The organism is Gilliamella sp. ESL0441 (assembly GCF_019469185.1).
GTDB lineage: Bacteria > Pseudomonadota > Gammaproteobacteria > Enterobacterales > Orbaceae > Gilliamella.
Genome location: NZ_CP048264.1, coordinates 2,729,638 through 2,754,041 on the forward strand (window position 1 = coordinate 2,729,638; position 24,404 = coordinate 2,754,041).

Sequence of the window (24,404 nt, forward strand, 5' to 3'; positions counted from 1 at the left end):
ATCACGCTCCATATTTGGGCTTTTTTATCCAATAGATATATCTTTAACAACCAATTACTGATTAAAAATTATCTAAAAAAATACATGCCGTCAATTTTAAGTACCAAAAGTGTAGCCGAGATCACAATATTTATTATTAACTACATAAAATCAGGACAATAACTATTTAGTGTGAATTAACTAATAGGTGAAGTAATTAAAATAGAATAATTACAGATAATTTAGACAAGATAGGTGCAAGCTTATCTATGATTAAAGTGGAATCGCTTCCACCTCAATCTATTAAAATTATGGACGAAAATAATATTTATAAATTTGTTGAACTTGGTGTGAGTTATGTTTTATCAGATAAAGTGTAAGCGATTATTCTCGATTCTCTTCTCATCAAAACCTAGATAACAAAAAAGCCCGCTCATAAGAGCAGGCTTTTTGTTCAAATTGGTCGGCGAGAGAGGATTACTCGCATTTCATGCTCGCCCTTCGGGTCGTTGCTGAAGCAACGCTGTTTCGCTTCGCTCAGCTCAAACCTCCAGTCGGTTCTCATCCTCTTTAAACGTAGATAACAAAAAAGCCCACTCATAAGAGTAGGCTTTTTTGTTCAAATTGGTCGGCGAGAGAGGATTACTCGCATTTCATGCTCGCCCTTCGGGTCGTTGCTGAAGCAACGCTGTTTCGCTTCGCTCAGCTCAAACCTCCAGTCGGTTCTCATCCTCTTTAAACGTAGATAACAAAAAAGCCCACTCATAAGAGTAGGCTTTTTTGTTCAAATTGGTCGGCGAGAGAGGATTCGAACCTCCGACCCACTGGTCCCAAACCAGTTGCGCTACCAAGCTGCGCTACTCGCCGTCAGATTTATTATGCATTGCATAAATGGGGTGGCTAATGGGACTCGAACCCACGACAACTGGAATCACAATCCAGGGCTCTACCAACTGAGCTATAGCCACCGCTGAAGTAGGACGAAATATTACGCATAAAAAATAATATTGTCCAGTATATTTTTAAAAAAAATCTTCAATTGGTTATATAAAAACCGCCTTATGGTTTAACCCTCTAGTATATTTAAACTTTATGCGACATGATATGAATAATCTGTGTATCAGTGGCTTTCATGCTGTTACTGACAATTGCCCCTAAATTATTAATTGACGTTTCAACGCTATCACACACAATCCCTTCTTTACCGGTGACCCGAATACGATTTAAAGCCATGAGAACGGCTTTGAAAGCTGAAGATACGGATGTTGAAACTTTCATAGCGCAACTATTAGATGCACCATCACAAATAATACCAGATAAATCCCCAATCATACTACAAATAGCCATATCTACCGGTTCATACTCTCTTTTGCCTAACAACCATGCCATTCCTGCTGCTGAGCCCATAGCAGCAGTTGAAGCGGCACAAAGCGCAGATAATGGCGGATATTTACTATGGATATAGATTGCTATGGTGTGCGATAAAATAAGCGCTCTGGCTAATTGCTCTTGAGAGGCTTTTAAATGTTCAGCCACAACAACAACAGGCATGGTTGCCGTAATACCTTGGTTACCAGAACCTGAATTACTCATTGCTGGCAATGTAGCTCCGCCCATTCGAGCATCAGATGCTGCTGTGGTGCGAATAATCACTTTAGACAGTAAATCATCCGCCATTAATCCATTTTTTGTATGTTCATGTAATGTAGCCGCAATACTTAATCCGTATTCTCGTTTTAACCCTTCTTCAGATAAAGCATTGTTTAATTTAGCAGCCTGTAAAATAAATTTTATATCATCAAAATTTGCATAGGTAGCAAATTCATAAATAGATTTTACCGACATTTGTTTTATTATTGGATTTTGATTTAATTGATCGGCACAATCCGAATCAGATTGATAAATTATTTCACTATTTTTTTCGATTAAAACTAAATTGGTATGTGAATTTTCAACACAAACTCTAACATGATCTGTTTCAGTGTAAATATTAGCTTCGGAGTAGATAGCTTTGTGATTTTCAGCTATATGGACACTAACTTTATTATCGGTAAGCATTTTTTTTGCTTGTATAAGTTGCTGTGAAGTAATTTTTTTTAATACTTCCAAACCAGCATCAGCGTCACCACCGATAGCCCCAATCGCAGCAGCAATAGGTAAGCCAACCATACCAGTACCAGGAACAGTGACACCCATTCCATTCTTCATCAAATTAGGGGAAACATAAGCCTCTATTTTTTTTATTTTGCTTTTGTCTATATACTGAGTTGCTACAGCTGAAGCAAATGCCAGAGAAATAGGTTCTGTACAACCAAGTGCTGGTAAAACTTCATGCTTTATTAGTTCAATTAATGCCTGCCATTGCAATTGTTGTCCAAACTTATCCATTGATTAATCGTAAAATTATTAGGTGAAAATTTAACAAATTCTTTATTATTATTTTATTATATCTTAAGTCATATTTGAATGATGATATTACACAATCTCTATATAATAGTGCAATTTTATAGCAAATAAATTAATTAAAATAGAACATTATTCATTTTCGTTTAAATTTTAATTAAAGCTATAGTTAAACTAAAGTTTTTGTTATCAACCAGGTAGTAAATTAAACAGCCAGTAATTGTTCAAAATATGTAATATTTTAGTAAAGTTACCTGACATTTTTTTTATTATTGTAATAATGTAACTACCTATAATTAAATAATAATGGCGATTATGATAAATATTTTATTAATTGATGATGATGTTGAATTATCACAAATGCTTAGTGAATATTTGACCAACGAAGGGTTTAATATCAAAAGCGTTTATTTAGGTAAAGATGGTATCGAAGAGGCACTATCAGGCAAATATCGAGCAGCTATCCTTGATGTGATGTTACCCGATATTAATGGTATTGATGTTCTAAAAAGTATCCGTCAACAATGTAATATGCCAGTTATTATGCTAACGGCAAAAGGTGACAATATCGATCGCGTTTTAGGCTTAGAACTCGGTGCTGATGATTATATTCCTAAACCATGTTATCCACGCGAATTATTAGCGAGATTGCGTGCTGTTTTGCGTCGCTTTGATGAACGTTCAGTTGAAACCGTCGACGACAAAAAATACCATTTTAATGGTTTAGTATTAGATTTACCGCAACGGTTATGTACTTGGAATGGTCAAGTTATTGATTTAACTTCTACTGAGTTTAATTTACTTGTTTTACTTGTAAAACATAGTGAACGGGTTGTCACAAAAGAAGAATTGTCCGAGATAGGACTTGGCCGTGCACGTGAGCTTTATGACCGCAGTGTCGATGTGCATATCAGTAATATTCGTCAGAAATTACATCAAGTCGCACAAAATGTGGTAACTATCGAAACCATCAGAGCGGTTGGTTATCGTATTCGTTAATATCATAATAGGCTTAAGATGAATCGTCGATTATTTTGGAAAATACTCATTATATTTTGGGTGATTTTCTATCTTACTTTCCAGTTAACCTGGATTGCATTTTCTTATTATATAGAAAATAAAAACCAACGATTTCTCAACCATATGCCGACAAAAGTCGACATGATTGCCCAATTATTACATGTAGCAGGTGAGAACGAAACCCTCAATTTTGTTGCTCATCTACCTGAACGTGAGCGAGTTTTGTTATCGATAAAACTAATCTCGCCTCAAAATGATCAGGTTAATATCATTACTGATGAATTAGAACCACCAAATTATATTTACCAACGTACTGCGGTTGCACCTGATGGTACTCTTTATGCGGTGTCGTTTAGGGAAGATAAAGATAAAGACGATCAAGTCAAAAAAGCCCTGTTTAATATGCCAATGCCAATTTTATTAATGGGTATTTGTGTCGGATTAGTATTCAGTCTTTTCTTAGCTTGGAATCTAACCAGACCAATGAAGCTACTAAGACAAGGCTTTTTTCGGGTGTCTCAAGGCGATCTTTCTGTCCGGTTATTCAATAAATTAAAACCTCGACGAGATGAACTTAGCGAATTGGGCAAAGATTTTGACATGATGGTTGAACAGCTTAATATTCTAATTTCTGATCGCCAAGCTTTACTTCACGATGTTTCGCATGAACTTAGAACACCACTTGCGCGCTTACAATTAGCCATTGGTTTAGCCCAGCAAAATAAGCAAAATATTGATAATTCCCTTGCTAGAATTGAATTGGAATCTCAACGGTTAGATCAGCTTATAGGTGAAATTTTGAATTATTCACGTGCTGAAATGAACAATCGCACTGACGAATATTTTGATTTAAAAGATTTACTTCGGGTAGTCATTAATGATGCAAACTATGAAGCAAATCACCAATCGATTAATGTCCACTTTATTTCTTCACCTATTATCCATTCAATTGTTAAAGGAAATTCCGAACAAATCCGTCGAGCTGTTGAAAATATTATTCGTAATGCGATTCGTTTTTCTAAAGCAGGTCAAGTCGTAGAAGTTTTATTAAAAGAAGTGGGTAAATACTTACAAATTGAAGTTAAAGATCGTGGTCCTGGCGTTGATCCAAATAAACTATCCAGTATATTCGAGCCCTTTGTCCGTATACAATCGCCTCAATTAGGTAAAGGATATGGTCTAGGTCTTGCTATCGCAAGAAAAACCTTTACCATGCACAATGGTACAATTCAAGCGACTAATCGTGATGGTGGTGGATTGATTGTCACTATTCGCTTACCGTATTGGCGAAAACACTAAAAAGAGCGACTTTTTAATTAATAACACTCGATATTAACGGTTAGTACATATTCTTTAATTAGTCTCTCTAAATCAATTTTATCATGACCGATAAAATTCAACACTTGTGTGATAATATTTGGTTCATTTTCCAATATAGCCTTATATTGTTTGATATATTGACTAGCAATAGGCTTATATGACCAATGCCACTCTTCTGGCTGATAGCCTCCATGTCTTCCTTCGTTAAACGCTTGGCAAAAGCCATATTTAGGTAAATTGTCCTGAAGCCATTTATATAAAATGATACCTTTTTTATCATTTTGAAAGTATTCAGATGAAACACTGGTAATATCGATATCTGTTCCCCAATGATGACGAGAAGTACCCGGCATTGATGAATATTTTAAAATCTCGTCGGCAATCTGTTGAGGATCATTAAGCTTATCTGACAAATTACCCCACTTACGCTGCCAAATTGAGTTTTGGTAGGTATAATTACGTGTTGCACTAACAATGATAAACGGAATATCAGGATGCTCTTTTTTAAAGGCTTGATAGGCTTTAATCAGTTGCTGCGTTGGTTCTTTTTGAAGATACATGCCCTTTTTATTGACAGGTAATATTGTTGAATCTAATGCAACAAAATTACTATCTATTTTTTCATCAAACTGTCCAATTAATTTATTTAAAGGTATTGGTTGTGCCATAGTAAAATTTGAATATAAAAGTAAAGTTAATGTTTGGATTAAGTAGGAAATCTTGACGTATTTTACTAATTTTTTTTTCATTGTTGATATCACTAATATTCTATTAGCCAGATAAAAGGAAAACCAGTATAATTCTTCCCTTATATTTTAAACAGCCATAATGTGTAAAAACGAGGCCATATGTTAACACCTGCTACACCAAATACGTCTGTTAATTCTTCAGATACAATTAATCTTAATACAAGTAATCTCAAAAGTGAAAAAATAAATTTACTTGATTTAACTCGTCAACAATTAAGAGAGTTTTTTATTTCATTGGGAGAGAAGCCATTTAGAGCTGATCAAGTCATGAAATGGATCTATCATTTTGGAATCGACGATTTTGATCAGATGACCGATATCAATAAAAAATTGCGTGAACATTTAAAGACGATTGCTGAAATTAAAGCTCCAGTTATTGCTCTAGAACAACGTTCAGCTGATGGGACTATTAAATGGGCGCTTGATGTAGGGAATAATCAGATGATTGAATCCGTTTATATTCCTGAACGAGATCGCGCAACGTTATGTGTTTCCTCGCAAGTTGGTTGCGCTTTAGAGTGCAAGTTTTGTTCAACCGCTCAACAAGGTTTTAACCGTAATTTATCCGTATCAGAAATTATAGGTCAAGTATGGCGTGCCTCGAATGCCATCGGTGTGACTGGAAAGTTAGCAGATAGACCAATTACTAATATAGTTATGATGGGAATGGGCGAACCATTACTTAATTTATCAAACGTTGCACCTGCAATGGAAATAATGTTAGATGATTTTGGTTATGGTTTATCAAAACGACGTGTAACGCTTTCAACTTCTGGGGTTGTTCCTGCTTTAGATAAATTGGCCGGCATGATCGATGTTGCACTTGCAATATCACTACATGCACCAAATGATAATATTCGTAGTGAAATTATGCCAATAAATCAAAAATATAATATGGCGATGTTACGGGACTCTATTTTACGTTATCTATCAACCTCTAATGCTAATCATGGTAAAGTAACAATAGAATATGTATTACTTAACCAAATCAATGATAGTGTTGAACATGCTCACGAACTTGCTAAATATTTAAAAAATGTTCCTAGTAAAATTAATTTAATCCCATGGAATCCTTTTCCTGGTGCACCTTATTCAAGATGTTCGAATACTCGTATAGACCGTTTCATGAAAACGTTAATGGGTTATGGGTTTACAGTAATTGTCAGAAAAACACGAGGGGATGATATTGATGCGGCTTGTGGCCAATTAGCGGGTGAAGTTGTTGATCGAACCAAACGTACATTATATAAAAAACAGAATCTTGTCCAACAGACAATATAATATTACTTAAGGAAATAAGGAAAATGATGAAAAAATTAATAATATTGTTAGGCTTTTTGGCATTATCTATGCTAACAGGCTGTCAAATGAATAATAATGAAGAGTTCGATCCTGAAACCGCAGCTTTAGCTAGAATGCGATTAGGATTAGGCTATCTTGCTAAGGCTTCTGAATCAGAAGAAAATGTCAAAGCTGCACATTATAATCTAAAATTAGCAAATCAATATTCACCTAATAATCCAAAAATAATGCTAGCTATGGCAATGTTTGATCAGCATGTTGGTGAGTATAAAGAAGCGGAAATGATTTATAAGCGTATTACCATGATGGAACCTGGTAATGGTTTATATCATGTTCATTATGGTTCTTTTTTATGTGGACTTGGGCGTTATCAAGAAGCACAAAAAGAGTTTGAAAAAAGCTTAGAATACGATCGTCATAATTGGAAAGCGGATACTTATGAACAATATGGATATTGTGCTATCCAAAATAATGATAAAAAAACAGCTAATCTAATGTTTAAACAGCTTTTTCAATATGATCCAAGTCGGCGAGACAGTGTACTAAAAACAGCGAAACTTTATCACAAAAAAGGTGATATTAAAATTTCAAACTATCTATTATCAATAGTAAAACAATAAATCATAATATTAATTATAAAGACTTAACGTTATGAATTTTTTAGCGCTTTTATTATTAGCTTTGGCGATGTCCACTGATGCCTTTGCGGTTGCTGTTTGCCGTGGAGTTTCATTTCAATCTACCCCCTTTATCGGCGCCTTAAAAGTGGGTATTTTATTTGGTATCGTTGAAGCAATTACACCATTGCTAGGTTGGCTCATAGGCATGTTGACACTGCAATATATAGAACGTTGGGATCATTGGGTAGTATTTGCTGTCATGCTATTTTTAGGCGTTAGTATGATTTACAATAGTTTTAAAGAAGAAGATGAGGATTTTTCTGAAAAAGAAATAGCTTCTTCTAAAAAATCTTTTCTTATCTTAATTTTTACCGCTATTTCGACTAGTCTGGATGCTTTTGCTGTCGGAATTAGTTTAGCATTAGCTAGCGTTAATATTTATATCGCAGCAAGCATGATTGGATTAGCAACCTGTGTCATGGTGACTATAGGTTTATTATTAGGAAAAAAAATTGGTTGTTTTATCGGGAAACAAGCTGAGATTTTAGGCGGATTGGTGTTAATTGCGATTGGCGTAATAACACTTTATCAGCATCTTTCAAATTAAGTTCGCAAAATTCAATACTCTTTTTTCACATTCCAACATACATTTAATTTCAATTTGTTAATTTATTCAAACTTGTAAAAAGTTTTTTGATAAAAAGAAAATGAAAAGGTGAAAAAAAAAGATTTGTGAATACAAAAAAACTATCCGCGTAAACGGATAGTTTTTCAAATTATTAGTTTGTGTGTAAAGATAGAATTACATCATTCCGCCCATACCACCCATGCCGCCCATACCACCAGCAGCACCTAAATCAGCTTTATCATCTTTAGGTAAATCAGTAACCATACATTCAGTTGTGATCATAAGACCAGCGACAGATGCAGCATATTGTAATGCACTACGAGTTACTTTAGTTGGATCTAAAATACCCATTGCAATCATATCACCATACTCTTCAGTTGAAGCATTGTAACCATAGTTACCTTTACCACCTTTAACTGCGTTAACAACAACAGATGCTTCTTCACCACAGTTAGTGACGATTTGGCGTAATGGTGCTTCCATTGCACGAAGTGCAACTTTGATACCTACGTTTTGATCTTCATTCGCACCTTTTAGCTCAGCAATCGCTGAAGCAGCACGAACTAACGCTACACCACCACCGGCAACAACACCTTCTTCAACAGCAGCACGAGTTGCATGTAATGCATCTTCTACACGTGCTTTTTTCTCTTTCATTTCAACTTCAGTTGCTGCACCAACTTTAATTACTGCAACACCGCCAGCTAATTTAGCCACACGTTCTTGAAGTTTTTCTTTATCGTAATCAGAAGTTGATTCTTCAATTTGTTTACGAATTTGTTCAACACGAGCATTAATTAAAGACTCTTCACCCACACCATCGATGATAGTGGTATTGTCTTTATTGATAACAACACGTTTAGCTTGACCTAAATCTTCTAAAGTTGCTTTTTCAAGCTCTAAACCGATTTCTTCTGAAATAACAGTACCAGCTGTTAAAATAGCGATATCTTGCAACATTGCTTTACGACGGTCACCAAAGCCTGGTGCTTTTACTGCTGCAACTTTAACAATACCACGCATAGTATTCACAACTAATGTTGCTAATGCTTCACCTTCAACATCTTCAGCAATAATTAATAGCGATTTACCCGCTTTTGCAACCGCTTCTAATACCGGTAATAATTCACGAATATTAGAGATTTTTTTATCAACTAATAAGATATATGGACTATCTAATTCAACCGTTGCTGTTTCTGGTTTATTGATGAAATAAGGTGATAAATAACCACGATCAAACTGCATACCTTCAACCACATCAAGTTCGTCTTGTAAACCTGTGCCGTCTTCAACAGTAATAACACCTTCTTTACCTACTTTTTCCATTGCTTGCGCAATTAAAGTACCCACAGTTTCATCTGAGTTAGCAGAAATAGTACCAACTTGTGCAATTGCTTTAGAGTCTGCACATGGAGCTGATAATTTTTTAAGTTCTTCAACGGCTGCAACGACTGCTTTATCGATACCACGTTTTAAATCCATTGGATTCATTCCTGCAGCCACTGCTTTTAAGCCTTCGTTAACAATAGCTTGAGCAAGCACAGTTGCCGTTGTTGTACCATCACCAGCAGCATCATTTGCTTTCGATGCCACTTCTTTAACCATTTGTGCACCCATATTTTCGAATTTATCTTCTAATTCGATTTCGCGAGCAACTGAAACACCATCTTTAGTGATTGTTGGAGCACCAAATGATTTATCTAAAACAACGTTACGCCCCTTAGGACCTAAAGTCACTTTTACTGCATCAGCTAATACATTCACGCCTTGAAGCATTTTAACGCGAGCATCATTACCAAATTTTACATCTTTAGCGGCCATCTTCGTATATCTCCTAAATTCTGTATATAATTTTAAATTAGTTGCCAGTTATGCTTGTACAATAGCTAAAATATCGCTTTCAGACAGGATAAGCACTTCTTCATTATCGATTTTTTCTGTTTTAACGCCATATCCTTCATTGAAAATTACGATATCACCAACTTTAACATCTAGCGGTTGTACTTGACCATTTTCTAAAATGCGACCATTACCAACAGCTAAAACTTCACCACGTGTTGATTTACCTGCAGCTGAACCTGTTAAAACAATACCGCCAGCTGACTTTGATTCCACTTCTTTACGTTTAATGATCACACGATCATGCAATGGACGAATTTTCATTAGTTATCTCCTAGCACTAATATTTAAATAGATGATAATTAAAAATAAATCTTAAAATTACGATTTAATAATGTAGTGAAGCTTACATGGGGATCTTTTTATATTCTTCAAGAGATGAATTTCAAAAAAAAGACTAATTGATTATTTATTCATCATTTTTGTGGCGAAATTCTCCTTCAATAAACTCATCAAACTGATTAACGGTTGTTGTTTTTGATGAAACAATAATCGTTTTACTAAATACTTTTTCTAATATTAATTTCGTTATATACCTTTTTACGTTGGGAATTAATAAAATTCCCCCAAATATATCACTTAAAAAACCAGGAAGGAAGATAAGAAAAACACCAACTGTTGTTAAAATATTTGAAAGTCCTTCAATTTTTAAATTTTCCAGTTTTATCCCCTTTAGATTCGTCTCTTCCTGTTGCATAAATCGATCATTTTTTATAATTTGTTTTTTAGCGAATTGATAAACAATAATGGATTTAGCAATCACGAAAATTAGGGTTGTCCATAAACCGAATACAGAAATCACCTGTTTAAATAAACTAATTTCGCAATAAAAATAAAACAAAATAAGAAAAAGAATAAGATAGGTAAAAAATCGCATTTAGTCATTCCCTAAAAAGAACGTGATATAGAAAGATTATTTGCAATAATATAAAACTAATAAGTTATTTTTCAACCAAACAACCTATTTTTTTAAAAATATATCACAAAAAGAATTGACGAATTATCACAGATCGTGTTTAATGTGCATCCATTGTTGCCCGGATAGCTCAGTCGGTAGAGCAGGGGATTGAAAATCCCCGTGTCCGTGGTTCGATTCCGCGTCCGGGCACCAATCCTAAAAGAACACCAGCGAAAGCTGGTTTTTTTGTGTCTGAAAAAATTTCTTCATGTTTCAACCCACCTACTGGACTTAGTCTAAATCAATTTAAACCGTAATTTTCATAATTATTTTAATGATTAATTTATCTACATTAATTATAATACATTCTTTAAAAATCAATAAGTAAGTAAAAAATAATATAATCAGTTAAGTGCCATAATAATAAGTTCAACTTAACTAAAAAGCGTATTCATAGATTTTTAAATCTATTTAATTAATATTGTTTTGATTAAAAATGGCACTATTTTTGCAAATTCATTTGTTACACAGCACTTAACGGTCGTTATGCTCGTGTTAAAAGTTTATTTCTATAAAAAATGGATTATGTTACGACTTATTGAGTAATGACATAATTTTTAATTATTGTGCAATTTGCACTATAGTTGTGCAATAAATGTTGAAAAAATTTTTTAATAAAATAAAAGTTAATCGTTCTGACAATATATATTAAGACCTTTTAATAAAAAATTTATCTAAAAATATCAGTAAAATAATACCTTTAACTTTGTTTGAGTAACATAAAAATAGATTTACAATTCAATAATTGGAGTAATTATCATGAAGAATTTAAGGAAATATAAGCGTAAATTTTTGTTAGGTGTTGGGTTGATGACGATGCTTGCGAGTGCACAGCTTCATGCTGCCCAAACATTAGTATATTGTGCTGAAGCTTCACCTGAAACATTTAATCCACAGTTAGTGACAAGTGGAATTTCAATGGATGCTAGCGCTGTACCTGTTTATAACCGTTTAGTAGAGTTTAAATTAGGTACAACCGAAATTGAACCTTCTTTAGCTAAATCTTGGGATATTAGCCAAGATGGTTTAACTTATACCTTTCATTTACGCGATGATGTGAAATGGCATAACAATAAAGAATTTAAACCAACACGAAATTTAAATGCTGATGATGTTATTTTTACATTTATGCGACAAAAGGATAAAAACCACCCTTATAATAAAGTTTCTGGTGGTCAATACGAATATTTTGAAAGTATGGGATTACCTGATTTAATTAAAGAGATTAAAAAAATTGATGATCATACCGTTGTATTTGTGTTAAAGCATCAAGAAGCGCCTTTTTTAGCTGATTTAGCGATGTCATTCGCTTCAATTTTATCTGCTGAATATGCCGATGCAATGCTTAAAAAAGGCACTCCCGAAAAAGTTGATTTAGTTCCCATTGGAACAGGACCATTTACTTTTGTTCAATACCAAAAAGATTCAAAAATCCTTTATAAAGCTAATCCGGATTATTTTGGTCCAAAAGCTAAATTGGATCGTTTAGTTTTTTCAATTACACCGGATGCTGCTATTCGTTATGCTAAGTTGCAAAAAGGAGAATGTCATGCTATGCCATTTCCAAATATAGCCGATGTTGAACGAATGAAATTAGATAAGAATATTGTAGTGAAAGAAATGGCAGGGGTTAACATTGGCTATTTAGCCTACAATATGGATAAACCACCATTGGATAATTTAAAAGTTCGACAAGCATTAAATATGGCTGTAAATAAGGATGCGATTATTAAAGCAGTTTTTCAAGGTGCAGCTGAACCGGCTAAAAACTTTATCCCTCCATCTATGTGGGGTTATAACGATGAAATAAAAGATTACCCTTATGATCCAGCGCAAGCAAAAGAATTATTAAAATCAGCTGGCCTAGAAAACGGATTTACTATCACTTTATGGGCAATGCCAGTACAACGTCCATATAATCCAAATGCGCGCCGCATGGCTGAAATGATTCAAGAAGATTGGGCTAAAATTGGTGTAACTGCTAAAATTGTTAGCTATGAATGGGGAGAGTATTTATCCCGTATTCGTGATGGTGAACATGATGCAGTATTAATGGGATGGTCTGGAGATAATGGTGATCCGGATAACTTTTATACTGTTTTGATGAGTTGTGATGCGGTTAAAGCAGGTTCTAACTATTCACATTGGTGCTATAAACCATTTGATGATTTATTACAACAAGCTCGCATTGAGCCTGATCATGAAAAGAGGGTCAAGCTATACAAACAAGCGCAAGTTGAAATGCGTGATCAAGCACCTGCGCTAATGATTGCTCATTCCATGGTTTATATGCCAATAAGTAAAAAGGTTAAAGGCTATATTATGGATCCTTTAGCATTACATAATTTTAACCAAGTTTCTCTCGAAAAATAGCATCAATGCAATTAACCATAAAAAGGTGGTTAATTGCGGCATTAGCTTTTTTGAGGTTGAAATAGTAAATATTATTTTTATAAAAAATTATCTATCATATAAACAATAAGTTAGAAGAAAAATTTAAGAGCAATTATATGTTCCAATTTATTTTAAAGCGGTTAGGTGTACTGATAACGACGTTTATTTGTATCACGCTGCTTACTTTTATTTTTGTCCACCTTATTCCAGGGGATCCTATTACAGTGCTTGCTGGAGAGCGAGGGTTATCCCAAGAACGCCATGCTGAATTAATGATTCAACTGGGTTTGGATAAGCCACTTTATCAGCAGTATTTTCAATATATTATCAATATGTTTCATGGAGATTTAGGAATATCTTTCAAAAGCCAAACTCCTGTATGGGACGAATTTGTACCCCGATTTAAAGCAACATTTGAGCTGGGATTTTGTGCAATGTTGTTTGCTATCTGTTTTGGCATTCCAATCGGCGTTCTTGCCGCAGTCAAACGTGGCTCAATATTTGATCACACAGCTATAGGCTTGTCTTTAACAGGTTATTCCATGCCAATTTTCTGGTGGGGGATGATGCTAATAATGTTAGTCTCAGTACACTTAAACTTAACCCCAGTATCTGGGCGTGTCAGTGATATGCTATTTTTAGATGAAAGTAACCCTTTAACTGGTTTTATGTTAATTGATACTTTCTTATGGGGTGAAACAGAGGATTTTATCGATGCTGTTACTCACCTAATTTTACCCGCTATTGTGTTAGGTACCATACCTTTAGCAGTCATTGTCCGAATGACCCGTTCTTCGATGTTAGAAGTATTGAGTGAAGATTATATCCGAACAGCACGTGCTAAAGGAGTTAGTCGAATTCGTATTATTCTTGTTCATGCGTTGCGTAATGCGATGATTCCTGTTATTACAGTTATCGGTTTACAAGTTGGTTCAATGCTAGCTGGGGCAATATTGACCGAAACAGTTTTTTCATGGCCTGGAATTGGCCGTTGGCTCATAGAAGCGTTACAACGCCGAGATTATCCCGTTGTGCAAAGTGGTGTATTAATTGTTGCAGGTATGATTATTTTGGTGAATTTATTAGTTGATATGTTATACGGTGTTATCAATCCACGTATTAGACATAAATAAGAGTATGAATACAAATGAATAAACAGAATATTACTGAAAAAACCAATACACAGCCAGACGCCAATTCTATTGCACCTAAACCTTTAACACCTTTTTGTGAATTCTGGTTCTATTTTTCAAAAAATAAAGGAGCAGTCTTTGGTTTAGTTTTTATTGCTATAGTTGTCTTGCTAGCTATATTTGCTAATTTTATCGCTCCCCATTCACCTTCTGAACAATTTAGAGAGGCTTTATTAGCTCCTCCTGTCTGGATGAAAGATGGTAATTGGCAATTTATTTTAGGAACTGATGATGTAGGTAGAGATATTTTGTCTCGGCTCATTTATGGTGCTCGTCTATCTTTATTAGTAGGTTGCTTGGTTGTCATCATTTCACTTATTTTGGGCATTACTTTAGGCTTAATTGCTGGGTATGTTGGTGGCTTCATCGATAACATTATTATGCGAGCGGTTGATATTATGCTCGCTTTACCGAGTTTACTACTTGCACTGGTTTTAGTTGCAATCTTCGGTCCATCTATTACTAATGCTTCAATTGCATTAGCTTTTGTAGCATTACCACATTATGTTCGTTTAACTCGCGGTGCGACGCTTGCAGAAATTAATAAAGATTATGTTATTGCTTCCCGGGTTGCTGGTGCTGGAGCCTTACGGCAAATGTTTATAAATATCCTACCAAACTGTTTAGCGCCGTTAATTGTTCAAGCCTCGTTAGGATTTTCCAATGCAATTTTAGATATGGCCGCATTAGGTTTTTTAGGTATGGGCGCACAACCACCAACACCAGAATGGGGAACAATGCTTGCTGACGTATTGCAATTTGCACATTCTGCATGGTGGGTTGTCACCTTCCCCGGCTTAATCATTTTAATGACAGTGTTAGCTTTCAACTTAATGGGAGATGGTTTGCGGGACGCACTTGATCCTAAATTGAAGCAGTAATGGAGATACAGTCATGGCATTATTAGAAGTAAAAGAATTATCAGTAGAATTTAGTGGCTTTAAAGCCGTAGATCATATTAGTTATAATGTTGAAGAAGGAGAAGTAGTCGGAATAGTCGGAGAATCTGGCTCCGGTAAATCAGTTAGTTCACTCGCCATAATGGGATTAATTGATTTTCCTGGCAACGTAGCTGCCAAAGCATTACATTTTGAGGGCAAAAATCTTCAACAACTTTCCAACAAAATGCGTCGTAAAATTGTGGGTGCAGATGTGGCTATGATCTTCCAAGATCCAATGACTAGCTTGAATCCATGTTTCACCATCGGTTATCAAATTATTGAAACATTAAAAATTCACCAAGGTGGCAATAAAAAAGCACTTAAAGCAAGAGCGATTGAGTTGCTTAAATTAGTGGGTATTCCAGATGCTGAAAATCGTTTAAGTGTTTATCCGCATCAGTTGTCAGGCGGGATGAGCCAACGTGTAATGATCGCAATCGCAATTGCATGCAATCCTAAACTCTTAATTGCTGATGAGCCGACAACCGCATTAGATGTTACCATTCAGGGGCAAATTATTGAGTTATTGCTTGAGTTACAACGTAAAAATAACATGGCATTAGTTCTTATAACCCATGATTTAGCATTAGTTTCCGAAGCCGCACAAAAAATTATTGTGATGTATGCAGGCCAAGTTGTAGAGATAGGTAATGCTGAAATTATCTTTAAAGAACCGTTACATCCTTATACCCAAGCATTATTACGCTCACTTCCTGAATTTGCTCAAGATAAAGAACGGTTAGAATCGTTAGCAGGTGTTGTACCGGGTAAATACGATCGACCTACGGGCTGTTTACTTAATCCTCGTTGTCCTTATGCAAATGAGCGCTGTTATACCGAGGAACCAATATTAATCAGTTATTCAAAAACAAGGAAAGTAAAATGTCATTATCCATTATCGCGCGAAGGAATACCTCAATATGAACAACAATAATATGGAAAATAGCGAATTATTGCTTGATGCCAGAAACTTGAAAAAATATTATTCTGTAAAAACCGGTTTCTTTTCGGAACCAAAACAAGTCAAAGCGGTTGATGGTGTTTCTTTTACATTAGGTAAAGGCAAAACCCTTGCGATTGTTGGGGAATCAGGATGTGGTAAATCCTCATTAGCCCGATTACTAACCATGATTGAAAAACCAACTTCTGGTGAAATGTATTTTAAAGATCAGAATCTATTGAATGATGATCCTCAAGCGCAAAAATTACGTCGACAAAAAATACAAATCGTTTTCCAAAACCCCTATTCATCATTAAACCCACGTAAAAAAATCGGCTCGATATTAGAAGAACCTCTTATTATCAATACAGATTTAACGGCAAGTGATCGTAAAGCAAAAGTACTATCAATGATGCAAAAAGTTGGATTAAAAGAAGAGTTTTATAATCGTTATCCTCATATGTTTTCGGGTGGACAACGCCAGCGTATTGCTATCGCAAGAGGTTTAATGCTGGATCCCGAAGTCGTGGTTGCTGATGAACCCGTTTCAGCATTGGATGTTTCAGTGCGAGCGCAAGTACTCAATTTAATGATGGATTTGCAACAAGATCTTGGGTTATCTTATATATTTATTTCTCACGACCTTTCGGTTGTTGAGCATATTGCTGATGAAGTCATGGTGATGTATTTAGGTCGTTGTGTTGAACAAGGTCGAAAAGATGAAATCTATCATCATTCTCAACATCCATACACACAAGCACTTTTATCGGCAACACCAAGATTAAATCCCGATCTAAGGCAAGATAGAATTAAATTAGAAGGAGAATTACCAAGCCCACTAGATCCACCTTTAGGTTGTGCTTTTCATGCTCGATGCCGTTGGGCATTTTCACGTTGTACATCTCAGCAACCAAAGCTTATTAATTATAATGAACATAAAGTTGCTTGTTTTTGCGTAGAAGAAAAAATTAATAACGGCTTATTCAACAAACATATGAATGAGTTAACCGTTAAAAATAATGTATAGATATGAATTTTTATTAATACGAGTTTTTACTAAACATAGATAATTTATGACTTATTATACTAATATATTTTCCCCTGAAACCTATCATGCTTTCACGCATTCCGATAAATCAATATCCGGTTTTCGTATTCGGCAAGAAGGGCTCGCTAAAAAGCTTAAGCCTGGAGATATTTTAATTTGCTATATAACACGATTATCTCGTTGGTGTGGTTTACTTGAAATTATTGATGGTCCTTTTCACGATTCTACACCCATTTTTTTAGATGAAGATGATCCTTTTACAGTTCGTTTTCATGTCTGTACTAAAGTTTGGTTACCGTTGGCTGAAACAATTCCTATTCATATTGATGAACTTTGGCAAAAACTTACTTTTACAAAATCACATAATAAAAAAAGCAGTGCTTGGACAGGGCTATTAAGAACCAGTTTAAATAAACTTAATGATAAAGATGGTAAGTTACTAGCAAGCACATTATTAAAACAGTCAAATATTGCCATACCCTATCTTTTAGATGAAATTGATAAGAAAAAACTAAAAATTCATACTGTTAATCGTGAAGATAAAGTAATTGAAGTTTCTATCCCAGAAAATGATGAATCTTTAGTGGAGAATGAACAAACTCAAACTACTGAAGTCCGCGAATCGATTAAAATGCAAGCTCTAATTGCTCAAATCGGGGCTTGTATGGGGCTTAAAGTTTGGCTGCCAAAAGCAGATCGAAGTCGAGTTTTAAAAGAATGGAAAAAAAACACTGAAGTTTTATTAGATAAATTACCGCTTAATTACGATGAAACAACATTAAGTACCATTGAACAAATTGACGTAATTTGGCTAAAAGGTCGCTCAATTGTTCGAGCTTTTGAAGTAGAGCATACTACATCTGTTTATTCAGGTTTATTACGTATGGCTGACTTATTAGCATTACAACCGAATATGAATATTAATTTACATATCGTTGCGCCCGATAACCGACAAGAAAAAGTCTTTCAAGAAATCCGACGACCAGTATTCTCTTTACTCGAAAAAGGTCCTTTATCTGAAAGCTGTAGTTATATTTCATACAGTAGCCTAAAAGAGCTTAGTAAACAAAAACACTTAGATCGGATGACTGATAACGTATTAGATGATTATGCTGAATATCAAGAATAATAATAAAAACAGTAATTAAAGTGCATTTATGAAAAGCTAGATAGGTGTAATGAATATAAAAAGATAACATACAATCTTTTAAAACTAATTACACCTGCCTTTTCAATTTTATATTTGAATTATTATTTACTCACCTATGGGGATTAATCCCTAAAATTTAGAGCATTCTTCTCCAATTGCATATGCAGTTATGCCTATCCCTCTGACAAATCCCATATATGCTTAAGCCAGTCAATACTAACTTTAATAATTAGATCATTGACTGAAAATGGAGTTTCATAAGGATCAAATAAAGGCACTTCCGGTTGTAATTTATTATCAATGACTTTTACGTCAAACAGTTCACGATAAGGTTCTATAACTTTATTAAGTACGTATAAATCTGGTCCGATAAGGTGAATAATAATAGAAAATATACCTTCCTCACATAATACTAGCTATTGCTGGCTTTTTATCAAATACGATTTGGAAGTAAATATTCTCATTTGTTCTGTAATAAACTAATTTTTTACAGTATGTTTCATATTTTTGTGAACTAGATCACAAAAATAATTTTATTTTTATAATAATGTCCAATCTTTATCTTTACATTAATTTATCAAAAATAATGGATTGCAAACAATTACAGAAAAAAATCATTGATATCACCATTTGGAAAAAAGGCGAACAACGAGCACCACATAAACCTTTATTACTTCTGTATGTCTTATCAAAATATAAACAAAGTCATACACGTTTATTTAATTATAAAACTGAAATTGAGGAACCATTGCTTGATCTGTTGATGCGTTTTAGTCCTCGACGTACACATTACTATCCTAATATGCCTTTTTGGCGATTGAAAAATGATGGATTCTGGCAATTAACCAATATCGAAAATTGCATAAATATCAATAATCCAAGTAAAGAACCAACCAGTAAACAGCTAGCCTTATCACAAGTTTATGGGGGATTTGATGAACCATCCTATCAATGTCTAATAAAAAATCCATCAGCTATCGATCAAATAGCAGAACAGATTTTAAGTCAGCATTTTCCTGAAAGTGTGCAAGAAAATTTAATCAATCGACTTGATTTTAGTTTAATAAATTTTAATCGCCAACGAGATCCAAAGTTCAGACAGTTAGTCTTACGAGCTTACAATTACCAATGTGCAATTTGTGGTTTTGATTTAAGGTATGATTCAGTATCCATTGGTCTTGAAGCAGCTCATGTAAAATGGAAACAGCATGGCGGTCCTTGTGTTATCAATAATGGTTTAGCGCTTTGTTCATTACATCATTCGGCTTTTGATATGGGAGTAATTGGGCTTGATAGTAGTTTAAAAATTAAAATATCAAATGGTATTAACGGTAATCAAATTGTCGAGAGATTATTTTGGAATTTTGAAGGAAAAGATATTAAGCGACCTAGATCGAAGGAAGATCATTTACATTATCGGTTTGTTGAATGGCATTTGAGAGAAGTGTTTAGGAAGTAAATATGACTAAAATTGATAATCTAATGCATACTTCTGTTTTAAATAATCTATCCATTAATCAAAATAACTATCAAAATATACTCATTAGAAATATTCAATTAATCAGTTATTCCATACTTATTTGTAATGCTGATTTTTTGAAATGAATCATGAATACTTTATTAATATTCATACTTTTATGATTCAGCTAATTCATATCAACTTGATATTGTTTCTCATAATTTTAATATTTCTATAATTTTATTATGATTATTTAACTTTCCATCAAATAACATAGAACATCATAAAAATCCTTGTTCCTTTGACAACAAAACACTTTTTTATGATATTATCCGCTCTTATCTTGTTCAACATTAGAAAGTGCCTAGATATGTCAAAAACATTCAGTCCAACAAAGCGCCTTTTAGTTAAAGGTATTCTTGCGACTTGTTTATTGTCTGTCACTCGTGTTGGTCTTGCTTCAGCAATGGCACAAGTGGTCGCTGTTCGTATTTGGCCCTCCTCTACTTACACACGAATTACGTTAGAATCCAATAGTAAGCTTAAATATAAAAGTGCTGCATTATTTAACCCAGATCGATTAGTGATCGATATTGATAATATCAATTCTAATCCTGTTTTAAAAAGTATTTCATCGAAAGTATTAAGTCACGATCCTTACATTAAATCAATTCAAGTTACCCAGCTAGATGCTAAAACGGTCAGAATCATGATCGAGGCTAAGCAAGGAATAGACCCCAATACTTTTACGTTACCCCCTGTAGCCGAATTTAAAAACCGTTTAGTCATCGATCTTTATCCTTCAAAACAATCTTCAATAACAGATGATGATCCTTTATTAGCACTGTTAGAAGAATATACAAAAGGTGATCTAAACCAACAGCAAGCTGAGATCAAACCACCCATTAATAAAAAGAAAAATAGCCCGATTATTGTGATGCTCGATCCCGGTCATGGCGGTGAAGATCCGGGTGCGATTGGCTATAACAAAACCAGAGAAAAGGATATTGTTTTACAAATTGCACGCAGAACTTTTAATTTATTGAAAAAAGAGCCGAATGTTAAAGTCTATATGACCCGTAATGAAGATGTGTTTATTCCATTGAAAGTGCGAGTGGCTAAAGCGCGATCTTTACATGCCGATCTTTTTATTTCTATCCATGCAGATGCATTTACTAGTCGATCAGTTAAAGGATCTTCTGTGTTTTCATTATCCACCCGTGGGGCGACAAGCTCGGCAGCAAATTATTTGGCTCAAACACAAAATAATGCCGATCAAATAGGTGGTGTGAGTCGCAGTGGTGATAAATATTTAGATAATACTATTTTAGATTTAGTCCAAAAAACAACTATTAGCAACGGGGTATTATTAGGTAATGCTATATTAAATCGACTAAAAGGCGTCAATAGTTTACATAAACCTTCACTTGAAAAAGCAGGTTTTGCTGTTTTGAAAGCCCCTGATATTCCTTCTGTTTTGGTCGAAACCGCTTTTATTAGTAATATTAACGAAGAAAAAAAATTAAAAACCGCTTCTTTCCAGAATCAAGTATCAAAAGCGATTGTTAGTGGTATTAAAGATTACCTGAAAAAGCGTAAAAATTAATATTTCTTTTTCAGGTAAGAATTAAAATTATCGTCAATTAAACTTTAGTAATAATCGTTAAACATCTATCCGCATTTAATTGTGGAATAGTCAGTTTAATATTCTGTTTAAGTTCAAACCCTTCAGGAATAGGATCTTGTTCACTACCTTTTAAAGCATAAAACGATCCCTGTTGATTGGGTAGATGTTGACACCAAGTAAGCATATCTTGTAATGAAGCAAACGCTCGGCTAATGACACCATCAAATTGTTGTTCGGTATAGTCCTCTATGCGGCTTTGCACCGGATTAATATTATTCAGTTTTAATTCAAATTTTACCTGTTTTAAAAAGCGGATACGTTTTCCTAAACTGTCAACTAAATCAAATTGTTTATCAGGATTGATGATCGCTAATGGAATACCAGGTAACCCAGGTCCTGTTCCAACATCAATAAAATGTTCGCCCACTAAATAGGGCGATACCACTAAACTATCCATAATGTGTTTTACTAACATTTCGTTGGGATCACGCACAGCAGTTAAATTATAGGCCTTATTCCACTTATTCAGCATTTCAACATACTCAATAAGCAGATCAATTTGCTGATCTGTGATAAAAAGATCTGTTTGATCAATCAGATTAGTGAGTTTCTTTTTTAACATAATTCTTCTTTTTTAAATAAACTAATAACATTGATATTGCCGCCGGTGTTATGCCTGAAATACGTGAAGCTTGCCCAATCGATACAGGTTTATGCTGTTTCAATTTAGCGACAACTTCATTTGATAATCCAGAAATTTCAGCATAATCAATATGCTCAGGAATTAATGTTTCTTCGTTACGTTTTTGGCGCTCGATTTCTTCAATTTGAAGTTTGATATATCCATCATATTTAACTTGAATTTCAACTTGTTCTGCAGCACTAGGATCAGTTAATCCAGGCGCAAATAGTGATAATGATTTCAATGTGTTATAGCTCATTTCAGGGCGTTTAAGTAACTCTTCACCATTTGCTTCTTTGGTTAAATTAGCACTTAAAACGGCATTCACTTCATCAATAGTTTCAATATGTGGATGCACCCATATATCACGTAAACGCGCTCTTTCTTGTTCTATCGCTTCAAATTTTTCGTTAAATTTTTGCCAACGATAATCATCAACCATGCCTAGCTTACGACCAATTTCAGTTAAGCGTATATCAGCGTTATCTTCACGTAACATCAAACGATATTCAGCACGAGAAGTAAACATTCGGTAAGGTTCATTGGTGCCTAACGTACAAAGATCATCAACCAGTACACCTAAATAAGCTTGATCACGCGTTGGATACCATTGATCTTGATCATAAACAAACCGTGCGGCATTTAAACCTGCTAACATGCCTTGAGCAGCTGCCTCTTCATACCCTGTTGTTCCATTAATTTGTCCGGCTAAAAATAGTCCTTTGATCACTTTACTTTCAAGTGTAGGTTTAAGATCACGAGGATCAAAATAATCATATTCGATCGCATACCCAGGTCTGATGATATTAGCCTTTTCAAGACCTTTCATACTACGTACAAAAGCAAGTTGTGTATCAAATGGTAAACTGGTTGAGATCCCATTTGGGTATATTTCGTTACTATCTAATCCTTCTGGCTCTAAATAGATCTGATGTGAATTACGATCTGAAAAACGCATAATTTTGTCTTCAATTGAAGGACAATATCTTGGCCCTACGCCTTCAATCACCCCTGTGTACATTGGACTTCGATCTAAGCTATTACGAATGATCTCATGTGTCGTTTCGTTTGTGCTTGTTATATAACATGGGATCTGTTTTGGGTGCTGATTAGCATTACCTAAAAACGAAAATACCGGAACAGGATCATCACCATATTGTGTACCTAATTTAGAAAAATCAATTGTTCGGGCATCAATACGCGGTGGTGTACCTGTTTTTAATCGTCCCATTCTAAATGGGTATTGATGTAATGATTTAGATAGTCCAATTGAAGCAGGATCGCCTGTTCTTCCTCCACTGTAATTATCTAAACCAATATGGATTTTTCCATTTAGAAAGGTTCCTGCAGTTAAAACGACAGCTTTAGCTTTAAAAGAAACGCCCATTTGCGTTTTAACTCCAGTGATCTGATCGTTCTCAATGATCACATCTTCTACGGATTGTTGAAAGAGCATTAAGTTTTCTTGGTTTTCAAGTGTTGTTCTGATCACTTTTCGATAAAGCGATCGATCTGCTTGTGCACGTGTTGCCCTAACAGCAGGCCCTTTGCTGCTATTAAGGATCCTAAATTGGATCCCTGCAAGATCAATAGCGTGAGCCATTAAACCACCCATGGCATCGATTTCTTTAACCAAATGACCTTTACCAATACCACCAATAGCAGGATTGCATGACATTTGTCCTAATGTATTGATATTATGGGTTAAAAGTAGTGTTTTTCGGCCCATTCTTGCTGATGCCATAGCGGCTTCTGTGCCAGCATGACCACCGCCGACAATAATGACATCAAAAAGATCCGGATAAAACATATAAAGCCTCGTTGTTAATTTCTATATAGATGATCGTTATTTCAGAAATGTTGTTTTGATCTAAATTAGCGTTAGCGATTTTACTCATCTTTTTGAATACGTCAAATGATCTAATTTGATCGCCATTTAAATTAAATAAGATCTTTTATGTGATCTTTTTATTTTTATTACTACTAATGTGGATCCTTTCTGTTGATAACTCGATATAGTAGTTATTTTATAGGATCTTATTGATCGTGCAACGTTGTTAATTGATCGGATCTTTGTCGATCTAAACTTGTT

At 34.6% G+C, this 24,404-nt stretch carries 21 protein-coding genes, 3 tRNA genes and 2 other RNA genes; 14 read left to right on the top strand and 12 right to left on the bottom strand.

Features of this window, described 5'->3' with window-relative positions; all coding sequences use genetic code 11:
* Positions 1-439 precede the first annotated feature (439 nt).
* The 5 genes from GYM75_RS12160 to GYM75_RS12180 form a co-directional block, all read right to left on the bottom strand.
* Positions 440-565, bottom strand: a non-coding RNA gene (locus GYM75_RS12160) — RtT sRNA.
* Between the two features lie 39 nt (positions 566-604).
* A non-coding RNA gene (locus GYM75_RS12165) (RtT sRNA) lies at positions 605-730 on the bottom strand.
* A 39-nt stretch (positions 731-769) separates the two neighbouring features.
* Positions 770-846, bottom strand: a tRNA-Pro gene (locus tag GYM75_RS12170).
* Positions 847-871: 25 nt separating this feature from the next.
* A tRNA-His gene (locus tag GYM75_RS12175) sits at positions 872-947 on the bottom strand.
* A 115-nt stretch (positions 948-1,062) separates the two neighbouring features.
* Positions 1,063-2,367: a serine dehydratase subunit alpha family protein gene (locus GYM75_RS12180; protein WP_220216179.1), complete on the bottom strand. Its 1,305-nt coding sequence runs from the start codon at positions 2,365-2,367 to the stop codon at positions 1,063-1,065.
* 333 nt (positions 2,368-2,700) lie between these two features.
* Here GYM75_RS12180 and GYM75_RS12185 point away from each other — a divergent pair, with 333 nt between their 5' ends.
* The gene (locus GYM75_RS12185; RefSeq protein ID WP_363317373.1) at positions 2,701-3,381 is read left to right on the top strand and encodes a response regulator transcription factor; all 681 of its coding nucleotides are present in this window, start codon (positions 2,701-2,703) and stop codon (positions 3,379-3,381) included.
* Between the two features lie 18 nt (positions 3,382-3,399).
* A complete protein-coding gene (locus GYM75_RS12190) occupies positions 3,400-4,701 on the top strand; it encodes an ATP-binding protein (protein WP_220216181.1) in 1,302 nt (433 codons plus the stop codon).
* A 17-nt stretch (positions 4,702-4,718) separates the two neighbouring features.
* Here GYM75_RS12190 and GYM75_RS12195 read toward each other — a convergent pair whose 3' ends face one another.
* On the bottom strand, positions 4,719-5,471 hold the full coding sequence (locus tag GYM75_RS12195; RefSeq protein ID WP_220216182.1) for a M15 family metallopeptidase: 753 nt from the start codon (positions 5,469-5,471) through the stop codon (positions 4,719-4,721).
* A 99-nt stretch (positions 5,472-5,570) separates the two neighbouring features.
* On the opposite strand from GYM75_RS12195, the gene GYM75_RS12200 reads away from it, so the two are divergent.
* From GYM75_RS12200 to GYM75_RS12210, 3 genes are read left to right on the top strand one after another with little or no spacing between them, the layout of a single operon-like run.
* Positions 5,571-6,752, top strand: a complete 1,182-nt coding sequence (locus GYM75_RS12200; RefSeq protein WP_220216183.1) for a bifunctional tRNA (adenosine(37)-C2)-methyltransferase TrmG/ribosomal RNA large subunit methyltransferase RlmN — start codon at positions 5,571-5,573, stop codon at positions 6,750-6,752.
* A gap of 23 nt (positions 6,753-6,775) precedes the next feature.
* Positions 6,776-7,393 carry a hypothetical protein gene (locus tag GYM75_RS12205; RefSeq protein ID WP_220216184.1) on the top strand — a complete coding sequence of 206 codons (618 nt, stop codon included), beginning with the start codon at positions 6,776-6,778 and terminating at the stop codon, positions 7,391-7,393.
* 31 nt (positions 7,394-7,424) lie between these two features.
* Positions 7,425-8,000 (top strand): manganese efflux pump MntP family protein, encoded by a 576-nt coding sequence (locus tag GYM75_RS12210; protein WP_220216185.1) that lies wholly within the window; start codon positions 7,425-7,427, stop codon positions 7,998-8,000.
* A 195-nt stretch (positions 8,001-8,195) separates the two neighbouring features.
* On the opposite strand, the gene groL is transcribed toward GYM75_RS12210, so the two are convergent.
* The 3 genes from groL to GYM75_RS12225 form a co-directional block, all read right to left on the bottom strand.
* The gene (gene groL / locus GYM75_RS12215; RefSeq protein ID WP_220216186.1) at positions 8,196-9,842 is read right to left on the bottom strand and encodes a chaperonin GroEL; all 1,647 of its coding nucleotides are present in this window, start codon (positions 9,840-9,842) and stop codon (positions 8,196-8,198) included.
* 48 nt (positions 9,843-9,890) lie between these two features.
* Complete coding sequence (locus GYM75_RS12220; protein ID WP_034915350.1) at positions 9,891-10,184, bottom strand: co-chaperone GroES; 294 nt, start codon at positions 10,182-10,184, stop codon at positions 9,891-9,893.
* Between the two features lie 145 nt (positions 10,185-10,329).
* The gene (locus GYM75_RS12225) at positions 10,330-10,797 is read right to left on the bottom strand and encodes an FxsA family protein (RefSeq protein WP_220216187.1); all 468 of its coding nucleotides are present in this window, start codon (positions 10,795-10,797) and stop codon (positions 10,330-10,332) included.
* A gap of 158 nt (positions 10,798-10,955) precedes the next feature.
* Between GYM75_RS12225 and GYM75_RS12230 the strand changes: the two genes are divergently transcribed.
* From GYM75_RS12230 to GYM75_RS12260, 7 genes are all read left to right on the top strand, one after another.
* Positions 10,956-11,031 (top strand) — tRNA-Phe (locus GYM75_RS12230).
* Positions 11,032-11,637: 606 nt separating this feature from the next.
* Entirely contained in the window at positions 11,638-13,251 is a 1,614-nt protein-coding gene (locus tag GYM75_RS12235; RefSeq protein WP_220216188.1) for an ABC transporter substrate-binding protein, read from the top strand.
* 137 nt (positions 13,252-13,388) lie between these two features.
* Entirely contained in the window at positions 13,389-14,405 is a 1,017-nt protein-coding gene (gene dppB, locus GYM75_RS12240) for a dipeptide ABC transporter permease DppB (RefSeq protein ID WP_220216189.1), read from the top strand.
* A gap of 14 nt (positions 14,406-14,419) precedes the next feature.
* Complete coding sequence (dppC, locus tag GYM75_RS12245; RefSeq protein WP_220216190.1) at positions 14,420-15,346, top strand: dipeptide ABC transporter permease DppC; 927 nt, start codon at positions 14,420-14,422, stop codon at positions 15,344-15,346.
* Positions 15,347-15,359: 13 nt separating this feature from the next.
* Complete coding sequence (gene dppD, locus GYM75_RS12250) at positions 15,360-16,340, top strand: dipeptide ABC transporter ATP-binding protein (protein WP_220216191.1); 981 nt, start codon at positions 15,360-15,362, stop codon at positions 16,338-16,340.
* Positions 16,327-17,373, top strand: a complete 1,047-nt coding sequence (locus GYM75_RS12255) for a peptide ABC transporter ATP-binding protein (RefSeq protein ID WP_220216192.1) — start codon at positions 16,327-16,329, stop codon at positions 17,371-17,373. The genes dppD and GYM75_RS12255 overlap by 14 nt, the downstream gene beginning before the upstream one ends.
* 46 nt (positions 17,374-17,419) lie before the next feature.
* Entirely contained in the window at positions 17,420-18,523 is a 1,104-nt protein-coding gene (locus tag GYM75_RS12260) for a hypothetical protein (protein WP_220216193.1), read from the top strand.
* 194 nt (positions 18,524-18,717) lie between these two features.
* On the opposite strand, the gene GYM75_RS12480 is transcribed toward GYM75_RS12260, so the two are convergent.
* Positions 18,718-18,939 (bottom strand): DUF6389 family protein, encoded by a 222-nt coding sequence (locus tag GYM75_RS12480; RefSeq protein ID WP_220217323.1) that lies wholly within the window; start codon positions 18,937-18,939, stop codon positions 18,718-18,720.
* 191 nt (positions 18,940-19,130) lie between these two features.
* Between GYM75_RS12480 and GYM75_RS12270 the strand changes: the two genes are divergently transcribed.
* Both GYM75_RS12270 and GYM75_RS12275 read left to right on the top strand, forming a co-directional pair.
* Positions 19,131-20,003 (top strand): phosphorothioated DNA-binding restriction endonuclease, encoded by an 873-nt coding sequence (locus GYM75_RS12270; RefSeq protein ID WP_220216194.1) that lies wholly within the window; start codon positions 19,131-19,133, stop codon positions 20,001-20,003.
* A 370-nt stretch (positions 20,004-20,373) separates the two neighbouring features.
* Positions 20,374-21,609, top strand: coding sequence for an N-acetylmuramoyl-L-alanine amidase (locus tag GYM75_RS12275; protein ID WP_255556787.1), 1,236 nt, complete (start codon positions 20,374-20,376; stop codon positions 21,607-21,609).
* Positions 21,610-21,646: 37 nt separating this feature from the next.
* On the opposite strand, the gene rsmG is transcribed toward GYM75_RS12275, so the two are convergent.
* Positions 21,647-22,252, bottom strand: coding sequence for a 16S rRNA (guanine(527)-N(7))-methyltransferase RsmG (gene rsmG, locus GYM75_RS12280; RefSeq protein ID WP_220216196.1), 606 nt, complete (start codon positions 22,250-22,252; stop codon positions 21,647-21,649).
* Positions 22,230-24,122 (bottom strand): tRNA uridine-5-carboxymethylaminomethyl(34) synthesis enzyme MnmG, encoded by a 1,893-nt coding sequence (mnmG, locus tag GYM75_RS12285; protein WP_220216197.1) that lies wholly within the window; start codon positions 24,120-24,122, stop codon positions 22,230-22,232. The genes rsmG and mnmG overlap by 23 nt, the downstream gene beginning before the upstream one ends.
* Positions 24,123-24,404 lie beyond the last annotated feature (282 nt).